This window comes from Actinoplanes xinjiangensis (assembly GCF_003148685.1).
Classification (GTDB): Bacteria; Actinomycetota; Actinomycetes; order Mycobacteriales; family Micromonosporaceae; genus Actinoplanes; species Actinoplanes xinjiangensis.
Genome location: NZ_QGGR01000033.1, coordinates 84029 through 104686 on the forward strand (window position 1 = coordinate 84029; position 20658 = coordinate 104686).

Below are 20658 nucleotides of genomic sequence, written 5' to 3' on the forward strand. Positions count from 1 at the left end.
CTTGTGGAGTCCCGCTCCAGGACGCGGCACAGAGGATGAGACGACCAGACGGTCCGGCGTCGACCACGCAACGGCCGACACGCGCAGACGCCGAGATGGCGGAACGCAGCGCAGCACGACGCCACGCCTTGGCGCGGCACGGACAACGCGGGGAAGGGTTGCCAGCACGAGCGGCGGGACCGTACGAGCGACGCGATACGACACAGGCGACGCGGGGTGGGCGACGCGGCAGGAACGGTGGGCGGCGCGGGTAGAGACGGCGCGGAAGGGAGCCGGCACGAACGGCGCGGCGGCACAAGCAACGCGCTACGACCGAGCGACACGGCACGGCGAGGGCGACGCGGGGCGGGGCGGGGTGGGCGACGCGGGGCCTGGTGTGGGTGCGGAGGGTTGGTGTGGGGGCTGCGGGAGGGGTGGGTTGCGGTTGGGGGCGGTCGATGGCGTACCGGATCAGGGGGTGTAGAGGTGCAGGCCGGCCCAGAGGGCGGTGACCGCGGCGACCACGGTGAGGGGGACGGTGGCCGCGCCGAGTTTGAGGAATTCGGAGGTTCGGGGGGCGGCGTCGCGGGCGTGCAGGATGCGGCGCCAGAGCAGGGTGGCGAGGGAGCCGGCGTAGGTGAGGTTGGGGCCGACGTTGACGCCGATGAGTACGGCCAGGAGCAGGCCGGGTGAGTGGGCGACCGCGGGGAGCAGGACGAGGGTGGCGGGCAGGTTGTTGAGGACGTTCGCCAGGATCGCCGCGAGGGTGGCGGCGCCGAGGAGGCCGAGCCAGTCGGGGTGTTGGGGGAGCCAGGTCTCGATCCGGTCGCCGAGGCCGTTGGAGCGGACGGCCAGTACCACCACGCCGAGGGCCAGGACGAAGGCGCAGAAGGCCGGGTTCGCCTCGGTGAGCAGGGCGAACGGGTGGATGTCGCGGCGGCGCAGCAACGGTATGGCCAGGGCGACCGCGCCGGCGGCGGCGATCCAGGCGGGTTCGACGCCGAGTGGCTGGAGCGCGGCGAAACCGGTGAGGGTCACGGCCAGGATGGTGAGGGCGTAGCGGGGGGCGGGGCCGGGGTCGCCCGGGTCGGGGGTGGCGGGGGCGGACAGGTCGTCGGCGAAGAAGAGCTGGAAGATCAGGAATTCGACCAGGATGACGGCCAGCCAGGGGGCCGCCATCAGAGCGGCGAAACCGGCGAAGGTGAGGCCGCTCGCGGCGAAGGCGAGCAGGTTCGTCAGGTTGGAGACGGGCAGCAGCAGGGACGCCGAGTTCGCCAGGTGGTTGCAGGCGTAGGCGTGCGGGCGGTGGCCGACACCGGCGCGGGCGGCGACCGCGAAGACCACCGGGGTGAGCAGGACGACCGTGGCGTCCAGGCTGAGGACGGCGGTGGTCAGGGCGGCGGCGCCGAAGACGGCGCCGAGGAGGCGGCGGGGACGGCCTTTTCCGGTACGGGCGACGAGCGCGCCCATCCAACCGAAGACGCCGTGTCGTTCCGCCGTGAACGCGAGTACCAGGATCGCCGCGAGGAAGGCGACCGTGGGGGCCAGGTCCTCCACCTCGTGCAGCGCCGCGGAGGGAGTGACCAGGCCGAACCCGACGGCCAGGGCGGCGGCGGGTACCGCGGCCGCGGCTTCGGGGAGTCCCCGGGGCCGGGCCACGGCGAAGGCGAGAACCGCCGCCAGCAGCACCAGCGCGATGATCATCAACACCGGTGAAGCCTAGGAGCGGCACCCCGGTCCCGCGAGCCGGGCGGAGCCGGTGTGACGAGGCCCGCCCCGGCCCGGGACCGGAGGTCAGGCGGTGGCGTCCTCGTCGCCGGGCTGCTCGGAGAGCGGCCGCAACCGCAGCTTGGTGATCGCCCGCCCGGTGATCTCGACGACCTCGGCGGTGTGGCCGTCGATGCCGACCGTCTCGCCGGGGACGGTCGGGATGTGGCCGAGGCGGGCCAGTACCAGGCCGGCCACCGTCGTGTAGTCGCCGGCGTCGGTCTCCTCGATGTCGACGCCGATGTCCGGCAGGTCGTGGATCGGGAAGGTGCCGGGCAGCAGCATCGCGCCGTCCTCTTCGTGGATCACCGACTGCACGTCCCGGTCGCTCTCGTCGTAGATCTCGCCGACGACCTCCTCGACCAGGTCCTCCATGGTGACGATGCCGTCGATGGCGCCGCGCTCGTCGACGACGAGGGCGAACTGCTGGCGCTGGACGCGCAGCTGGCGCATGGCGTCGGACACCTTCAGCGTCTCGGGCAGGAACAGCGGCTCGAACATGTGGTCGCGGACCCGGCCGTCGGCGGTGATCAGGTCACGCAGGTGGACGACACCGAGCACGTCGTCGAGGCCCATCGCACCGGTGACCGGGGCGCGGGAGTGGCCGCCCTTGACGAGGCGGGCCAGCGCCTCGGGGGCGGGCAGGTCGGCGGGGAGGATCAGCACGTCGCGGCGCGGGATGAGGATCTCCCGCAGGATGCGGTCGGCGATCTCGAAGGCGCCGCTGATGATGGTGCGCTGCTCGGCGGTGATGTCCTGCTGGGCGGCGACCATGTCGCGGATCTCCTCGGTGCTGACCTCCTCACGGCCGGCGTCGGGGTCGCCACCGGAGAGGCGGACGACCAGGTCGGTGGACTTGCCGAGCAGCCAGACGACCGGGCGCGACAGGGTGGCCAGCACGTCGAGCGGGCGGGCGACCAGCATCGCCCAGCCCTCGGCCCGCTGCATGGCGACGCGCTTGGGGGCGAGTTCACCGACGACCAGGGTGAAGAACGTCAGGACCATCGTGACGAGGATGATCGAGGCGGGTTCCGCGGCGCTGCCGAGGAACCCGAGAGGTTTGATCAACGGCTGTGCCAGTGACACCGCCGCGGCAGCCGAGGCGAGGAAACCCGCCAGGGTGATGCCGATCTGAATGGTGGCCAGGAACCGGTTGGGGTCCCGCGCCAGCTTGGCGAGGGTCCTTCCGGTGCGGGACTGCCGCTCGAGACGCTGCAACTGGCTCTCCCGCAGCGAGATGAGCGCCATCTCACTGCCCGAGAACGCCGCGTTGAGCAGCACCAGCACCACGACCAGGACAACTTGCCAGCCGTATCCGCCCACGGCGGACATCAACTCCTTCACGAAGAGACGAAGGCATCAGGCTACCGGTGCCCACTGGAAGGATTCCCAGGGGAATCACCATCCATGCGGGCCGCGAGGTGCGCCTTCGGCGTCGACGTGGGGTTCCGGGGGAAGCCGTTCTCCTAGGGGGTCGCGACGGCCTCCGCCTCCAGGGTGAAGATCGAGCCTCCGGCGGGGTACGGCTCGTGCCGTACCTCACCGTGGTTGGCGCGGGCCAGGCTCCGCACGATGTAGAGCCCGAGGCCGAGGCCGGTCCCGCGGACCGTGCCGGCGTCACGTTCGGCCCGGGTGAGGCGGTCGAACAGTCGTGGCCGGAGTTCCTGCGGCACGCCGGGGCCGTGGTCCTCGACGTGCAGCAGCACCCGGCCGCCGGGGGCCGGCTCGATCCGGACGGCGGTCGCGCCGCCGGCGTACCTGGCGGCGTTGGCGAGCAGATTGACCAGGACCTGCTGGAGGTGGCCGGGGTTGAAGCGCAGGGTGACGTCCGGGCCGGTGACCGGGACTCCGGTGGCGCCGGCGCTCTCCAGGGCCTGCGCGATCCCGGCGTGCAGGGACACTTCGCCGCGGACGGCGCTGAGGTTGCCGGCGTCGATGCTGACCATCGACAGCACCTCGCGGACGATCTCGTCGAGCCGCTGCGCCTGCCGGCTGATCACGGTGACCGCCGTCGCGGTCGGCGAGCCGGCCTCGAGGTCGTCGGCGAGCAGGTCGCTGTAGCCGAGGATGGCCGACAGCGGGTTGCTGATCTCGTGCCCGAGCATCCCGATGATGTCGAGTTTGAGCTGGTTGGCGGCTTCCAGGGCGGTGTTGCGCTCGGCGAGGGCGGCGGCTGCCTGGTCACGGGCCCGTTCGGCGATCCGTCGCTGGGAGATGTCGGTGACCACCACGATGAGGTGTCTCGGGTGGTCCTGGGCGTTCCGGACGAGCGAGACGGTGGCCTCGACGTCCACCCAGTGCCCGTCGGCGTGCCGCAGCCGGGTCTCGTGGGTGTAGGAGGCGGCGTCGCCGGCGAACAGCCCGGCGATCTCGTTGTGGGCGTACGCCAGCTCGTCGCGGTCCAGCAGTTCGGTGTCGATCACCCGGCCGACCATGTCCTCGACCCGGCGGCCGAGCATCCGGGCGAACGCCTGGTTGACGGCGATCAGCGAACCGTCCAGGGCGCGGATCAGCTGGCCCACCGCCGAGTGCGTGAACTGGGCCCGGAACCGCTGCTCGTTGAGGGCGAGAGCCTGTTCGGCGGCGCGGGCCGCGGTCACGTCGGTGTTGATCTCCAGCACCTCGACGTCACCGTCGCCGTCGCGGTGGACGACCTGCCGGCTGAGTACGGTGACCATGCGCCCGGCGGCGGTGAGGTGCTGGACCTGGCCGTCCCAGTGCCCGTCCTCCGTCAGGGCGGCCTGCTGCCGCGCGGCCGAGCCGTTCTCGAAGACCGTGCCGAGCAGGCGGTGGACACGCCGGCCGTGGGCCGCCTCCGAGGTCCAGCCGTAGAGGCTCCGGGCGCCGCTGTTCCACCAGAGGATGGTGCCGTCGAGGCGGCGTACGATCACCGCCGCCGGGATGAGTTCCAGCAGTGCGGCCTGCCGGTGCAGCCGGGCGTCCGCCGCACGTTGCGCGGTGACGTCCTCGACCTGCACCACGGCGTACGACGGAGCGCCGTCCCCACCGCGTACCACCGCGACCCGGATCGACACGGCGACGGTGTGGCCGTCCTTGTGCAGGTAGCGGCGCTCGGCCCGGACCGAGTCCGGCCCGGTGGTGATCATCTGCCGCAGCGCGTTCTCGGTGAGGGTGACGTCGTCCGGGTGTTGCAGGTCGTGGAACGACATCCGCAGCAGTTCCTCGGCCGAGTAGCCGGTGATCGCCGTCAGCGCCGGGTTGACCTGGAGGTATCGCCCGAACGTCCGCTCGTCGACGCTGGACAGGGCGAGGCCGAGCGGCGAGTTCTCGAAGGTGAGGCGGAAGCGGGGGTCGTGGGCGGCGGTGACGGCCCGCTGGGCCTCGATCGTGGAGAGCAGGACGCGGGTGTGCCGGGCGGCCTGCTCGTCGGCGGCCCGCCGCTGGGACATGTCCCGCACGACGGCGTGGAACTGCCGGTCACCGCCGGTCTCTGCACTGCCTGTCACGTCGTCACCCCGTTCCACCGCGCTCTTCCACCGCGGGGCAGATCGGCAGGGTCCCGGAGGTCCTGAGAGCCGGTGTCAGCCCGGCAGGAAGACCCCGTCCAGCACGAGGTCCACCGCGCGGTCGGCGGCGGCGCGGGCGGCCCGGACGTCGTCGGTGGCCTCGGCGACGCCCTGCACCATGGTGAACAGCAGGGACAGGTCCTCCGGAACCAGGTCGGCACGGACGTGCCCGTGCTCGCGGGCTCCGTTCAGCGGCGTGACGAAGGCCGCGATCACCCGCTGCCGGTACCGCTCCTGGAGTGCCGGATCGAAGCGGCGTACCAGTTTGACCAGGCCGCGCAGCTCGATCTGGGAGTGCAGGGTCTCGCGGAGCAGATCGCGGAAGGCGGCCGGGTGCCCGGAGTGGGCGGCGACCCGGGTCTCCAGGATCTCCAGCTGGTAGGTGAGCACCGCGGCGGTGAGCGCCTGCCGGTCGGCGAAGTGCCGGTAGAGGGTGGCCTGGCCGATGCCGGCGCGCCGGGCGATCTCGGGCATCAGGGCGACGGTGTCCTCCCCGGCCAGCACCTCGCTCGCGGCCTCGAGGATGGCCGCGCGATTGCGCTGGGCGTCGCGTCGACGTGCGGTCGGGGTTCCGTAGAGCACCTGCACCCCCTTGGCTACCGACGAGTTACGTTACTAGCCGGTAACGAGAATGTCACCATCTTCAAATTCTCGGAACCGATTTCTACGCTGCCGCCACGTTCGCTCCCCTGAAATCGAGGAGTGTTGATGGCGCTTCGCCGCTTGACCACACTGATCGCTGCCGTCGCCCTGGCAGCGACCACATTGACCACCACCTCACCGGCCCAGGCAGCCGCTGGCACGACCGGTTTCCGGGCCGTCGAGATCACCGGTGACGGCGGGGTCGCCCTCAAGGCCAACGTCATCGCGCCCTCGGCGAGCGGACGGCATCCGGCGGTGATCCTGCCGTCCAGCTGGGGACTCAACGACCTGGAGTACCTGGCACAGGCCAGAATCCTCGCCGGGCGCGGGTACGTCGTGGTGTCGTACACGCCGCGCGGCTGGTGGCTGTCCGGCGGGGAGATCGACACCGCCGGGCCGAAGGACATGGCCGACCTGACGAAGGTGGTCGACTGGACGATCGCGAACACGGCCGCGGACCCGGGCCGGATCGGGGCGGCCGGCATCTCGTACGGCGCCGGGATCAGCCTGCTCGGGGCGGCCTTCGACAGCCGGATCCGGGCGGTCGGCGTCCTCAGTGGATGGACCGACCTGGTCTACTCGCTCTACGCCGACCAGACCCGGCACCGCCAGTCGGCCGGGCTGCTGGAGCTGGCCGCGCAGATCGTCGGCAAGCCGAGCGCCGAGCTGACCGACGCGATGAAGGACTTCAACGCGAACGTGGACGTCGGCGACGTGATGGCCTGGGCGAAGGTGCGGTCCGCCGCCACCTACCTCGACCGGATCAACACCAACAACCCGGCGGTGCTGATCGCCAACGGCTGGGGCGACACGTTCTTCCCGCCGAACCAGATGGTCGACTTCTACGGGCGGCTGACCACCCCGAAGCGTCTCGAGCTGCGCCCCGGCGACCACGCGATCGCCGAGCTGACCGGTGTGCTCGGCCTGCCCAACGAGGTGTGGACGAGCCTCTACGGCTTCCTCGACGAGCACCTGGCCACGGGTACGAGCCGCCCGAACCCGATCTACCTGAAGCCGCTCAACGCCTCCGCCGAGTCGTACCCGACGTGGTCGGCGCAGGCCTCCTCGACCACCCGGTACGGCCTCGGCCGGATCCGGGCCCTGGACGGCACCGGCCTGCTGGGCGGCGCGGTCAGCTCCGGCTGGACCAAGACGCTGCCGGCCGACCGGGACACCATCGCCAACGGCGGGACCGTGCTCATCTCCAACGGCGCCGCGGCGATCACCGGGCAGCAGCCGTCGGTGTGGCTGCCGTTCGTGGACCGCGGGCGGGCCGGCGTGTGGGCGGCCGAGCGCCGGTCGTCGGCGCAGCGCCTCCGCGGCATCCCACGGGTGCACCTGGAACTCTCCGGCGTCGCGGCGGCCGGGACCGTGGTGGCCTACCTCTACGACCTGGACCACCTCGGCAACGCCAAACTGATCACCCACGCGCCCACGACGTGGCTGGAGAAGAAGAGCAGCGTCGACCTGAAGCTCCCGGCCACCGCCTACGACCTTCCGGCCGGGCACTCGCTGACCCTGGTGGTGGACACCGTCGACCCGCTCTACTACGACGAGAACGAATCAGGGGAATCCATCACCATCGGTGGCGGATCCTACGTGGACGTACCCATTCGCTGACGTAACGGAAATGGATCACCGGTGCCACCGGTGTTCATATCCTATTAGGACTCAATGGCCGGGATGGGAAACCGCCCGGAATCATGAGCGTCACTATGGTTTCAGACCGGAGCACCCGCCCCGCAATGATCGGCCCATAGGTTCGGGACCTGTGAGAGCGGCGACAGCGCTTCTGGTCCTGATTCTTTTCTCCCTCTGCGCCGGCACGCCCGTGTCCGCTGCTCCGCCCCCCGGTTTCCAGACCTCGCTCGTCGTCGGCGCCGACCTGAACGAGCCCTCCGGCTTCGAGATCGCCCCGGACGGGCGGATCTTCATCCTGGAGCGGGCCGGTGTCGTCAAGGTGTTCAAGGACGGCCATCTGCTGGCCACCCCGTTCGCGGTGCTGCCGTCCGAGCCGACCGGTGACCGCGGGCTCATCGGCATCGCCTTCGACCCCGGCTTCGGGGTGTCGAACCACTATGTGTACTTCTATTACACCGGTCTCGACCTGCACAATCGCCTGGTCCGCTTCGACGCCTCGGGTGACGTCGGCACCGACGGGCCGTTCGAGATCTTCAAGACCGAATCGCTCTCCCAGCACCTGCACGTCGGCGGCAGTATCGCGTTCGGACCGGACGGGAAGATGTACTTCGCCGTCGGCGACAACGGCTACTCCAGCAACGCGCAGATCCTCTCCAATCCGCACGGCAAGATCCTGCGGATCAATCCGGACGGATCGATCCCGGCCGACAATCCGTTCGCCGGGCAGGCCGGAAGAGAGCAGGCGATCTGGGCGTACGGCTTCCGCAACCCGTGGCGATTCCAGTTCGACGGCCTGACCGGCGATCTCTACGGCGGCGACGTGGGCGACTTCACGTGGGAGGAGGTCAACCACATCGTCAAGGGCGGCAACTACGGGTGGCCGCTCAAGGAGGGCATGTGCACCGCGAACTGCGCGGGCTTCGTCGACCCGATCCACGTGTACGCCCACGACTCCGAGAGCGCGGCGGCCACCGGCGGGCCGGTGTACCGGGGATCCGTCTTCCCACCCGAGTATCGGGGCAACCTGTTCTTCGCCGACTACGCGAAGGGTTTCATCAGGCGGGCGGTGCTCGACGGGAACGGCGGCGTCACGTCGGTGCACGACTTCGACGCCTCCGCCGGGGCGGTGGTCGACCTCAAGGTCGGACCGGACGGCGACCTCTACTACCTGACCTACATCCCGGGGCGGATCTACAAGGTCACCTACAGCCTGGGCAACCACTCCCCCACGGCGAACGCGACGTCCGACGTCGACAAGGGACCGGACCCGCTGGCGGTGAACTTCTCCAGCGCGGGCAGCAGCGACCCGGACGGTGAGCCGCTGACCTACGCCTGGGACTTCGGCGACGGCACGACCAGCGCCGCGGCGGATCCGGCGCACACGTACGACGAGACGGGTGTCTACACGGCCACTCTCACCGTCACCGACAGCGGCGGCAGCCGGAGCAGCGCCGTCCCGCTGATCATCCAGGTGGGCGTCGCGCCGTCGGTGACCATCGCGGTGCCGGCCGACGGGTCCGCCTACCGCGCCGGGGACGTCATCACCTACAACGCGTTCGCGCAGGACGCCGCCGGGTTCGACCTGGACGACAACCGCATCAGGACCTCGGTGATCCTGCACCACCACACCCACATCCACCCGTTCGCCGGGCCGCTCACCGGCCGGGCCGGGCAGTTCACCATCCCGGACACCGGCGAGTCGTCGGCCGACACCTGGTACGAGATCAGGGTGACGGCCACCGACGGCACCGGCCTGGGCACCTCGGAATCGATCGAGATCCGGCCGGTCACCTCGACGCTCACGGTGGCGACCAGTCCACCGGGCCTGACCGCCTACCTCGACGGGGTGCCGGTGCAGACCCCGCACCAGGTGCTCGGCGTGGAGGGCTTCCGACGGGAGCTGTACGCCCCACCGACCGCTGTGGCCGCGGACGGCACGGTCCATCAGTTCCAGGGCTGGTCGGACGGCAGAAGCATCCGGCACACCGTCACCACCCCGGAGGCGGACACCACCTACACCGCCACGTACGTGCCGTCGGCGCCGTTCACCGCCACCTTCTACGACAACAGGAACCTGGCCGGGGCCCCGGTACTGACCCGCAGTGACCCCAGGATCGACTTCGTCTGGGGTGCGGCGGCCCCGGACCCGGCGGTGCCGGCCGACGGGTATTCCGCCCGCTGGACGAAGAAGCAGCACTTCCCGGCCGGGCGCTACCGGTTCACCACGGTCTCCGACGACGGGGTCCGGCTCTACGTGGACCGGCGACTGGTCCTGGACAGGTGGCAGGGCCAGTCCGGGACCGCCTACGACTGGATCGGTGACCTGGGCGAGGGCACCCACACGATCACCCTCGAATACTTCGACGAGGGCGGCGACGCGATGGCCAGACTGGACTGGGCCGCCGCCGTCGACCAGCCCGGCACGGACTGGACGGCCGAGTACTGGAACACCCCCGGTGCCGGCTCTGCACCGACCGTGCCGTCCGCCCCGCCGGCGCTGACCCGGGCCGAGCCGAACGTCGACAACGACTGGGTGCTCGGCTCACCCGACCCGGCGATCGCCCCGGACCACTTCATCGCCCGGTACACCCGCACGCTCAGCCTCGCCCCGGGCGACTACGAGTTCATCGCCACCGCCGACGACGGCGTCCGGGTCACCGTGGACGGTCAGCGGATCATCGACGCCTGGGCCGACTCCGGCGCCACCGCCCACACCCGTACCACCCTGCTCGGCGGCGGCCCGCACACCGTGGTGATGGAGTACTACGAGAACGGCGGCGACGCGGTCGCCCGGCTCGCCTTCCGGCAGACCGCCGGGGCACCCGATCCGCCGGACTGGACCGCCGAGTACTTCGCCGGCATGGACCTCGCCGGCGAACCGGCGGTGACCCGGCAGGACAGCACCATCGGCTTCGACTGGGGCGGCGGCCCGCCCGCCGCGGGCCTGCCCGCCGACGGATTCTCGGCCCGCTGGACCCGCACCGACTCCCTGCCGGCCGGCGTCTACCGGTTCTCCGGGCAGAGCGACGACGGCATCCGGGTCTGGCTGGACGGCGTCCCGATCGTCGACCGGTGGATCAACCAGAACGACACGTTCAGCACCGACCGGCTGCTGTTCGACGGCCCCCATCAGATCCGGGTCGAGTACTTCGAGAACGGCGGCGGCGCGATCGCCCGGTTCCACTACGAGCGTGTCGGTGACCGCTGGTCCGATCACGGCCCCACCACCTTCACCGCCGACATCGATGTCGCAGCCGGTGAGCACACCGTCGTCGCCGAGTACTACGAGGCGGGCGGCGGAGCACCAGCACGGTTCACTTCCCCGAGGGAGACCCGGTAATGGCGGACGTAGCCACAGTTCGGCTGAAAGCACCTCCGGCGGTCACCGTCGTCGTGCCCACCCGTAACGAGGCGGACAACGTACGGCCCCTGGTCGAGCAACTGCACGACGCGCTCGGCACGACCCCCAGCGAGATCGTCTTCGTGGACGACAGTGACGACCACACCCCGCAGGTCATCCGTGAACTGTCCGATCGGGACCCGGACGGCGTACGCCTGCTGCACAGGGGTGCGGGAGAGCGGACCGGAGGCCTCGGTGGCGCGGTGGCCGCCGGACTGGCGACGGCGCGTGCGCCGTGGGTCGTGGTGATGGACGGCGACCTGCAGCATCCGCCGGCGACGGTGCCGGAACTGCTCGCCGCCGGCCAGGTCGACCAGGCCGACGCCGTGGTGGCCAGCCGCTATCGCACCCGCGGCCGGGTCGCGGGGCTCGGCGGCGCCTTCCGGCGCATCGTCTCGCGCGCCTCCGGCACGCTCGCCCGGATCTTCTTCCCGGTCCGGCTGCGGGCGGTCACCGACCCGATGAGCGGGTTCTTCGCGGTACGCCGGGACGCGCTGGACACCACGGCGTTGCGGCCGAACGGGTACAAGATCCTGCTGGAGGTCGTGGTCCGCGGCCGGATGCGGCAGATCACCGAGGTGCCGTACACCTTCCGGCCCCGGCAGGCCGGCGAGAGCAAGGCGTCGTTCCGGGAGGGTCTGCGCTACCTGCGTCACCTCACCCTGCTGCGGCTCGGGGCGACCCGGCATCCCGTCTCGCCGCTGGGCCGGCTGGCCGGGTTCGCGCTGGCCGGGGCGGCCGGCACCGGCGTCAACTCGGCGGCGCTGTGGGCGCTCGGCGAGGCTGCCGGGCTGCCGTACCTGCTCGCCGCGTTCCTGGCGGTGCAGGTGGCGATCGTGTGGAACTTCGCGGTCATCGACAACCTGGTGATGCCGCCCGGCTCGGTCGCCCGGCGGCGCCGCTTCGGCCGGTTCCTGCTGCTCAACAACACCCTCACGCCGATCCATCTGGGCCTGCTCTACGCGCTGGTGCAACTGGCCGGACTGCACTACCTGACGGCCAACGTGCTCGCCATCGTGGTGGTGTTCGTGCTGCGTTACGCGGTCACCAGCAACTGGGTGTACGGCGCGCCGGCCGGAGCGGGCGGCCTGGTCGTGGCGGTACGCCGGGCCGTCGCCACCCGCCTGTTCCTGGCCGTGGCGCTGACCGCGGTGGCGTTCCCGGCGCTCGCCGCCGAGGTCTGGGACAGCCTGGGGAACCGCGGTCCCGGGGTGCCGCTGATGATCCCGGTGGCCGCCGCGGCGGCGCTGGCCGCGAGCCGGATCCGCCCGTCCGGGTCGGAGCCGGACGTGCACGACCGGCAGGTCGACGGGCTGCTCGCCACCGCGTTCCTGACCGCCGGCACGGCCCTGCTGCTGCTCATCCCGGGCGACGGCCGGCTGATCCCGGCCGCCCTGTCGTTCCTGACGGGCGCGGCGATCCTGCTGGTCGGGACCCGTACCGTGGCCAGGCTGCGCTGGGCGCTGCTGTTGCCGCTGCTCGCGGTCGCCGGGGTCGCCCCGGCCGTCCGCGAGTCCGTCGACGCCGGGATCCGCGCCGTGGTCACCCTGCTCGGCCGCCCGGCCGGGCCGGCCAGCAGCGGAGGTGGCCTGGTCACCGCGCATCACGGCACCGAGTTGCTACTGCCCGCGGACCAACTGCCCGGTCTCGCTCTGGCCGGCGGTGTCGCGTGTCTGCTGATCAGTGCGGTCGTCCTGTTCGGACCGACCGCGCGGGCGCTGCGACGGGCGGCGGTGGCGTCGCTGGCGCTGGCCGCGGTGACCGTCGGCGCGGTCCTCGCGGTGCTGCTGACCGGCCGGCTGTTCGGGCCGGCCGCGTTCGAGGTGGCGGGTCTGCCGGTCTGCACCGACACGGTGCTGGCCCTGACCGTCGCCGTCGTCGTGAGCCGCTGGTCGCCGGCGCCCGCACCGGTCACCGCCGTCCGGCAGTACCTCCCCCGCGGCCGGTTCGCGCTGGCCGCGCTGGTGGCGATGGCCCTGGTGCTGCTGGGGAGTGCCCGGTGAACCCGGGGTTCTCGGCCCAGGTGGTGCTGTCCCGGATGCAACGGGCCGGGCTGATCGTGGCGCTCGTACTGATCACGGGGTGGGCGGTGCTGTTTCCGATGGCCGTCCTGCAGACCCTGGTGGCGATCGTGACCGTGGCCTACGGCGCCGCGATCGTCTTCCGGGTCGTGCTGGTGTGGGCGTCGACCCGGGGCGAGCACCTGATCCGGGTGTCCGACGAGGAGGCCCGGGCGGTGGCGGACCACGACCTGCCGGTCTACACCGTGCTGGTGCCCGCCTACCGGGAGCCGGCCGTCATCGGTCAGCTGATGTCGCACCTGGGCGCCCTGGAATACCCGGCCGACAAGCTGGAGATCATCCTGCTGCTGGAGGAGGACGACCGGGAGACCATCGACGCGGCGGCCGCCGTCGTCACCGGCGGGCACGTCCGGATCCTGGTGGTGCCCGAGTCGCAGCCCAAGACGAAGCCGAAGGCCTGCAACGTCGGGCTGGAGCAGGCCACCGGGGAGTTCGTGACGATCTACGACGCCGAGGACGTGCCCGACCCGCTGCAACTGCGCCGGGCGGTGGTCGCGCTGCGCCGGCTCGGACCGTCCTACGTGTGCCTCCAGGCCGAACTCGGCTACTTCAACGTCGACCAGAACCGGATCACGAAGTGGTTCGCGCTGGAGTACGCCACCTGGTTCCGGTCACTGCTGCCCGGCCTCGTGGCCCTGCGGATGCCGATTCCGCTGGGCGGCACCAGCAACCACTTCCGGGCCCGGGAACTGCGGGAACTGGGGGCGTGGGATCCGTACAACGTGACCGAGGACGCCGACCTCGGCATCCGGCTGGCCCGCTCCGGATACCGGGTCGGGGTGCTGGACTCGGTGACCCTGGAGGAGGCGAACTCCGACTTCATCAACTGGATCAAGCAGCGCAGCCGCTGGTACAAGGGCTATCTGATGACCTGGCTGGTGCATCTGCGGTCGCCCCGGGCCACGGTCCGGCAGCTCGGCTGGCGCGGGATCCTCTGCCTCAACCTGTTCGTCGGCGGCACCCCCCTCGCGGCCCTGCTGAACGCCGTGCTGTGGGCGACCACGATCCTCTGGTTCCTGGACCGGCCACCGATCATGGAGGAGATCTTCGTGCCGCCCTTCTACTACCTGGGCGTCATCTGCCTGGTCTTCGGGAACGCCACGGTGATCTATCTGAACGTGCTGTCGGCCCGCACGATGGACCGGCCCGACCTGCTCGGCACGGCCCTGTTGTCACCCGGTTACTGGGCGATGATGAGCCTGGCCGGGGCCAAGGCCGCCTGGCAACTGGTCTTCAAACCGTCTTACTGGGAGAAGACGACGCACGGACTGCACCTTCCGAAAGAGGCCGTCGATGTCGGTTGATGTGCTCACCCGTACCCCCGCCGTTCTCAAGAAGCCCTTCGTCTTCTCTGCGGTCGTCTATCTGGCCATGGCCGTGTGGTTCTGGCACAGCGACCTCGTGCCCGGCGACTCCGCGAGCCGCGCGGCCAACGCCTGGTACACGCTGTTCAGCCGGGATCCGCACCTGGCCGCCATCGGTTTCGTCTGGAACCCGCTGCCGTCGCTGATCCTGCTGCCGTTCCTGCCGCTCGCGCTGATCTTCCCGGCGCTCACCCAGCAAGGCCTGCTCGTGGTGCTGGTCTCGGCGGCACTGATGACGGCCACCGTCGCGGTGCTGCACGACGTGCTGCGCCGCTCCGACGTCCCGCGCACCGCCCGGCTCGTGCTGACCGGCGCGTTCGCGCTGCACCCGATGATCGTCATCTACTCCGGCAACGGGATGAGCGAGGCCTGCTTCCTGCTCTGCCTGATGCTGGCCGTGCGGGCGCTGCTCATCTGGCTCGCCGACGGCCGCGCCGAGCAGCTCGTGCCACTGGGCCTGGCCATCGGCCTCGCCTACGGCGCGAGATACGAGGCGCTCGCCCCGGTCGCCGCGGTCCCGGTTCTCGTCTTCCTGACGACCTTCGCCCGTACGCCCGGAGATCGCCCCCGCCGGATCGCCCTGGCCCGCACCGACGCGGTCCTCGCCGGTCTGCCCGGTGTACTGGCGGTGATCCTGTGGGCGCTGGCCGGCAAGCTGATCGTCGGCCAGTGGTTCGCAACCTTCTCCTCGCAGTACGGCAACTCCGCGCAGGTGTCCGCGAACGCCACCGGCATCGGTTCGGTGACCGGCGACGACCTGCCCGGCCGGATCGGCTACTGGTTCCAGCAGATGATCGGCCTGGCCCCGCTGTTCGTGCTGGTGCTGGTCGCCGCCCTGGTGATGGCGTGGCGCCGGCGCGACCCACGGATCCTGGCCGCCTTCACCGTGCTCGGGTCGGTGCTGGCGTTCGACGCGCTGGCGTTCCTGTCCGGCACGTCGTTCGGCTGGCTGCGCTTCCACATCACCGTCATCCCGCTGACCGTGCTGCTGGCCGGGCACCTGATCGCCGCCCGGCCCCGCCCGGCGGTGGTGCCGGTGGCGCTGGCCGCCGCCCTGATCTCGATACCGGCCACGCTGATCACCCTCGGGCAGCCGGCCCTCGCGCGGGAGGAGTCGGAGTGGCTCACCGCGGACGGTGCCGCGCGAACCCGGGGGCTCACGCTGGTCAACCGGCAGGTGGCCGCCGATCTGGACGCCATGGCCCTGCCGGAGGGCGCGGTCCTCACCGACGCGGCGTACGCCTTCGGCATCGTCCTGGCCAGCGACCATCCGAGACAGTTCGTCATCACCCCGGACCGGGACTTCGCCGCGGCCGTCGCCGACCCGGCCGGGCACGGTGTCCGCTATCTGCTGCTCTCCGCCCAGGGAGCCGCCGACGCGGTCCGTCTGCGCGCCGCCCCCACCCTCGCCCCGGTCCAGAGCTGGCACGACGCCCGGGGCGGACTGCAGTGGAGTCTCATCCCCGTTCCCTGATCAGGCGGCGGTAGGTGGCGAACGCCGGTTTCGGCCGGTAGTCCGAGGTCATCAGGCCGAAGCGGAACATCGGGTCGTCGACGTCACTGTCGGCGTCCCGGAGAGCGAAATGCTCGTAGGTGTCGATGTTCAGCTCGCCGGCGGCCGCGACGACCGCCCGTACCACCGTCTCCAGCACCTCGGCCTGACGTCCGGGTGGCCGGCCGGCACCGGTCGGCCACCCGTGCTCGGTGACGTGCACCGGCACCGAGCCGGGAACACCGCCCGCACCGAGGCTCTCCCGCCGGAAGTGCCGCAGCACCCCGGCGACCGTCCCCGCGAGCTGCTCCGCCGGGACCGGCCGGAAGACGTCCGGGAAGAAGTCCAGCCCCACGTAGTCGAGTGCGGACCGGAACTCGTCACCACCGGCCCGCCCGAGCCCGGTCCAGAACTCCTGCCCCGGGTCGAAGGCGGGCGTCGAGTTGCAGCCGACCAGGACGTCGGCACCGAGCCGCGCCACCTCGTCGCGCGCCGCGAGAACACCCTCGATCAGGGCCCGCCGCACCGCCGGGAACGCACCGTCACCACCCGGGCCCGCGTTGTCCGGCTCCTCGGCGATCTGGACCTTGGCCAGGACCGGGGCGTGCCGCCGGATCCGGTCCCGCACGAACGCGAGCCAGCCCGTGTGGTCGTCACCCGGCTCGCGGAAGCAGAGCACCAGGTCGAGGCGCCGGCGACCGGTGGCGTATTGCGCCGGCTCCGGCGGCGCCTGTGGGGTGCCGGGCGCGGCGTCGCTGTAGTGCAGATAGCCCCGCACCAGGAACGGCCGGTCGCCGTGCAGATCGTCGAGAGCCGCGGTGATGCGCTGCGGATCCTCCGGGGGGCCGGGGGTGATCGCGCCGTCCGCGGTTCCGGAGAGACCGCCGGGATAGACGCCGAAGGTGAAAGGCATGCGCCGACCGTACCGAAATGTTGGTGTCACTCCAAGTTTTAAGTGACGCTAGTATTCAGGCGTGGGTCTTCGCGACGAGAAGAAGCAGGCGACACGGACGGCGATCGCCGACGCAGCGCTGACGCTGTTCCTGGAGAAGGGGTTCGAGCGGGTCACCGTCGCCGAGGTGGCCCGCGCCGCCAACGTCTCGGTGAACACGGTCTTCAACTACTTCCCCACCAAGGAGGACCTGTTCTTCGACCGCCAGGACGAGGTGATCCAGCGCCTCGCGGCGGCCGTGCGGGGCCGGGCCGACGGCGAGACACCCGCCGCCGCCGTGCACCGGGCCTTCACCGAGCGACTGGATCGCGACGATCCCACGCTGGGGCTACGGCCGGGGGCGGCGCTCTTCTGGCGGGTCGTCGACGACAGTCCCGCCCTGCTGGCCCGCGCCCGGCTCCTGCGCGAGCGGACCGAGGAAGCCCTCGCCGGCACTCTCGCGGACCCCCTGGCCGCCGCCCTCCTGGCGGCCGCCGATCACGCCCTGTACGCCGAGATCCGGCACCGCATCACCCTGGGCGAGCCCCCGGAGAGCGTGCGCACCGCGGTCCGTGCCACCGCCGCCCGGGCCTTCACGGTCCTGGCCGCCGTCGCCTGAATCCCCACCCTTTACACCGGAATCACCACCATCGCGGGGCAGTGTCGGAACTCCGACAGCTCGTCTGCGCCCGCCACTCGGACGATGGCCCCGGCGCTGGTCACAGTGGATAGTCGTACCGGTGCTGAGAGTTACGTCTCTCGATCTTCGATGGTGCGCTCCGGCTACTCTCGACAGAGCACCTGACCTGCGTGAACACAACGTCAAGACGGGGTAAAGACATGGCCGCGGAGGGAGAGGTGGTCGGGGGACGCTATCGGCTGGTCCGCCCGCTCGCCTCAGGTCACATGAGCCGGATCTGGCTGGCCGCCGACGAGAAAACCGACACCTGGGTCGTGGTCAAACACTGCGCCATCCCGCAGGGACTGACCCTCGGCCAGCGGGAGCTGGTCCGGGACTGGGCGCTACCGGAGGCCGTCGCCGCCTCCCGCGTCGAGCACCCCAACGTGATCCACACCCTCGATGTCCTGCCGTCGTGGGACGGGCCGTGGATCGTGATGGAATACCTGCCGTCCCGCTCCCTGCACCAGATGATCGACGAGTCCGGGCCGCTGTCACCGGTCCGCGTCGCCCGCATCGGCCTCGTGCTGGTGTCCGCGCTACGGGCGGCCGGGCGCGCCGGGGTGCTGCACCTCGACGTCAAACCGGGCAACGTGCTCGTCACCACCGAAGGCCGGGTGGTGCTCACCGACTTCGGCCCGGCGGTCACCCCGAACGGGATCCGCACCCTCGCCGACGCCGGGATCGTGCTCGGCTCCCCCAAGTACATCGCTCCCGAACGGATCTTTGACCACGCCACCGACGAACGATCCGACCTGTGGTCCCTCGGGGCGACGCTCTACCACGCCGTCGAGGGCCGGCCGCCGTACACCCGCCCCACCACCACCGAGGTGCTGCGCGCCATCGGCACCGACCCGCCCCGGCCGCCGCGCCTCGCCGGACCACTCGCACCGGTGCTGGCCGGACTCCTGCGGCGCGACCCGTCCGAGCGGACGAGCATGACCGGAGCCGAATGGGCGCTGCGCGGCGTCATCGAGGCGAGCCGGCGGCGGCCCCGCTCGGCGGCCCGCCGCCGGATCCCGGCCATCGTCGCGGCGGTCGCGGTGACCACGACACTCACCGCGGTCGCGGCCACCGCACAGGGCGAGACCCGCGCGCGTACGGACCAGGCCCTCCCCACCCGGCCCGCAGCCGCCACCAGTCACCCGGCCGCCACCGGAACCGGCACCGGCACCGGCACCGGCACCGGCACCGGCCACCCAACCGTCACCGGCCACCCGGGAGCCGTCAGCACCAGCCATCCGGGGGCCACCGCGCCGATCCACCCGGCAGCCACCGCGCCCAGCGACCCGGCAGCGACCGCGCCGATCCACCCCGCAGCCGCCGCGCCCAGCCGCCCGGCAAGCACCGCCACCAGCCACCCGGCATCCGTCGTCACCAGCCCCCGGCTGGAGACCCCACCGCCCGACGGCTACACGTGGTGGGCCGACCCGGACGGGTACCAGGTGGCCGTGCCGGCCGGCTGGCGCCGCGACGAGATCCCCGGCGGGCGGGCCTTCCGATCCGGCCGCGACCGGACACTCCTCGGCATCACGACGCTGCCCGAACCCCCGTCGGACGTGGTCGCCGAATTGGAGATCGCCGAGATGGAGACGCACCTCCCGGGCTATCGCCGCCTACGTCTGGAAGCGCTTCCGGACCCGTCGGCGGCCGTCTGGGAATACACCTTCCAGGACCCGGACGGCACGGTCATGCGCTCGCTACGCCGCATCACCAGCGCGGGCGGCCGCTCCTACGTCCTCGAATGGCAGTCCACCCGCGAAGCCTGGCCCACCCGGCTCCCCGCCTTCACCGTCGTCCTGGCCTCCTTCACCACCCACCCCTGATCCCACCACCCCACCCCGCCCGCCGGGCTCAGCCCCGCCCCGCCTCACCCCGCCTCACCTCGCCACGCGCCGCCTCACCTCATCCCGCCTCGCCATGCCTCGCCCCGCCTCGCTCAGCCCAACCTCGCCACGTCCCGCCACGCTTCACCCGGCCACGCCACGCCGCGTCCCGCCACGCTCCACCCGGCCACGCCACACCACGTCTCGCTCAGCCCCGCCCGGCCGCGCCACGTCCCGCCACGCTCCACCCGGCCACGCCACGTCGCGCCACGCTCCACCTGACCCCGCCACACCACATCCCGCTCAGCCCCGCCACGCCATGCCATGCCTATTCGCAACCGCGCGAGCGAATCTCGGGCCGGGAACTGGTCGGTGGCAGGTGGCAGATGGTTGGTGGTTGCTCTACCTGAGCCAGGTCGGCGGCGCTCCTCCCTGGCCCATCTCGACAGGTCGCCGGCCCAAGCCGGCGGTAACGCTGGCGGCGATGGCGGCGGTAGCATTGGCGCGGCTGGCACTGGCGCCGCTGGCGGCGGTGACACTGCGCCGCTGGCGGTGGGGCCGGGCGTGCCCGCTTTCCGGTTTCCGCGGCGCCGGTGCGGCGGTGGGCCGTCGATCTTTGCGGCTGGTCGCCACCGCTGTCTCGAGGGCCCCGAGACAGCGGTGACGACCAGCCGAGAAGATCTGGCTGGCTCTCACCGCTGTCTCAGCGAACCCGAGACAGCGGTGAGGACCAGCCGGCCGTTGCACCCTTGCGCCAGCACGCCCGCGGTCTATGCACCACGACACCCGCCGACAGCGGTGACAGGCGCACACGATCAACGATCGTGAACGCTCACCACCGCCATCACGACGGTGAACTCACACGCTGGGTGCAATGCGGGCGCCCACCATCGTCATCACCACGACCGGCGCACACGATCGCCGACTGTGTGCGCCTACCGCTGGGGAGGCTCAATGCGGCGGCGCCGAGAAGAGTCAAACCCCTGACAGCAGCAGCGCGAGGAGAGTCGACGCCCTGACAGCAGCAGCGCGAGGAGAGTCGACGCCCTGACAGCAGCGGCACGGGAACAGCCGATGTCTTGGGAGCGGCAGCACTGGAAGAGTCGATGCCTTGAGAGCGGCGGCGTGGGGAGGAGTCGATTCCCTGATAGCAGGAGTGCGGGAGTGTGGAAGGGCTCGGCACGAGCCTTCAGGTGGTGCGGGTCCGGGCGGGCGAATTTCGGGGCGGGGGCGAGGGGGGTGTCCCTATGGTTTCTGTCAAGCGGCGAGGGCGATTTTCTCTGCCGGTTTGTGCTGGTAGGGGGTGGTGGTGCGGAGCATCGCGTGTAG

12 protein-coding genes are annotated in these 20658 nt (G+C 71.5%); 7 read left to right on the forward strand and 5 right to left on the reverse strand.

Translation table 11 applies throughout. The features are described from left to right. Positions 1-450: 450 nt before the first annotated feature. The 4 genes from BC793_RS41960 to BC793_RS41975 form a co-directional block, all read right to left on the reverse strand. Entirely contained in the window at positions 451-1689 is a 1239-nt protein-coding gene (locus tag BC793_RS41960) for an SLC13 family permease (RefSeq protein WP_203896581.1), read from the reverse strand. An 84-nt stretch (positions 1690-1773) separates the two neighbouring features. Continuing rightward, on the reverse strand, positions 1774-3078 hold the full coding sequence (locus BC793_RS41965) for a hemolysin family protein (RefSeq protein WP_109602219.1): 1305 nt from the start codon (positions 3076-3078) through the stop codon (positions 1774-1776). A gap of 134 nt (positions 3079-3212) precedes the next feature. Continuing rightward, positions 3213-5213, reverse strand: coding sequence for a PAS domain-containing sensor histidine kinase (locus BC793_RS41970; RefSeq protein WP_146246710.1), 2001 nt, complete (start codon positions 5211-5213; stop codon positions 3213-3215). Positions 5214-5288: 75 nt separating this feature from the next. Next, a complete protein-coding gene (locus tag BC793_RS41975) occupies positions 5289-5855 on the reverse strand; it encodes a TetR/AcrR family transcriptional regulator (RefSeq protein WP_109602220.1) in 567 nt (188 codons plus the stop codon). A 126-nt stretch (positions 5856-5981) separates the two neighbouring features. Here BC793_RS41975 and BC793_RS41980 point away from each other — a divergent pair, with 126 nt between their 5' ends. The 5 genes from BC793_RS41980 to BC793_RS42000 all read left to right on the forward strand — a co-directional run bounded on the left by BC793_RS41980 (position 5982) and on the right by BC793_RS42000 (position 15875). Beyond that, complete coding sequence (locus BC793_RS41980) at positions 5982-7535, forward strand: CocE/NonD family hydrolase (protein ID WP_109602202.1); 1554 nt, start codon at positions 5982-5984, stop codon at positions 7533-7535. Between the two features lie 151 nt (positions 7536-7686). Beyond that, positions 7687-10896, forward strand: coding sequence for a PQQ-dependent sugar dehydrogenase (locus BC793_RS41985; protein ID WP_158319538.1), 3210 nt, complete (start codon positions 7687-7689; stop codon positions 10894-10896). After that, positions 10896-12959 carry a glycosyltransferase gene (locus tag BC793_RS41990; RefSeq protein WP_109602204.1) on the forward strand — a complete coding sequence of 688 codons (2064 nt, stop codon included), beginning with the start codon at positions 10896-10898 and terminating at the stop codon, positions 12957-12959. The genes BC793_RS41985 and BC793_RS41990 overlap by 1 nt, the downstream gene beginning before the upstream one ends. Further along, entirely contained in the window at positions 12956-14341 is a 1386-nt protein-coding gene (locus BC793_RS41995; protein ID WP_109602205.1) for a glycosyltransferase, read from the forward strand. The genes BC793_RS41990 and BC793_RS41995 overlap by 4 nt, the downstream gene beginning before the upstream one ends. After that, on the forward strand, positions 14331-15875 hold the full coding sequence (locus BC793_RS42000) for an ABC transporter (protein ID WP_146246711.1): 1545 nt from the start codon (positions 14331-14333) through the stop codon (positions 15873-15875). The genes BC793_RS41995 and BC793_RS42000 overlap by 11 nt, the downstream gene beginning before the upstream one ends. On the opposite strand, the gene BC793_RS42005 is transcribed toward BC793_RS42000, so the two are convergent. After that, on the reverse strand, positions 15859-16806 hold the full coding sequence (locus BC793_RS42005; RefSeq protein ID WP_109602207.1) for a hypothetical protein: 948 nt from the start codon (positions 16804-16806) through the stop codon (positions 15859-15861). The two genes, BC793_RS42000 and BC793_RS42005, sit on opposite strands and share 17 nt — an antisense overlap. Positions 16807-16867: 61 nt before the next feature. Between BC793_RS42005 and BC793_RS42010 the strand changes: the two genes are divergently transcribed. Together BC793_RS42010 and BC793_RS52565 are read left to right on the forward strand one after the other, a co-directional pair. Then, the gene (locus BC793_RS42010) at positions 16868-17443 is read left to right on the forward strand and encodes a TetR/AcrR family transcriptional regulator (RefSeq protein WP_109602208.1); all 576 of its coding nucleotides are present in this window, start codon (positions 16868-16870) and stop codon (positions 17441-17443) included. A 221-nt stretch (positions 17444-17664) separates the two neighbouring features. Further along, positions 17665-19329, forward strand: coding sequence for a serine/threonine-protein kinase (locus BC793_RS52565; RefSeq protein ID WP_109602209.1), 1665 nt, complete (start codon positions 17665-17667; stop codon positions 19327-19329). Positions 19330-20658: the final 1329 nt, after the last annotated feature.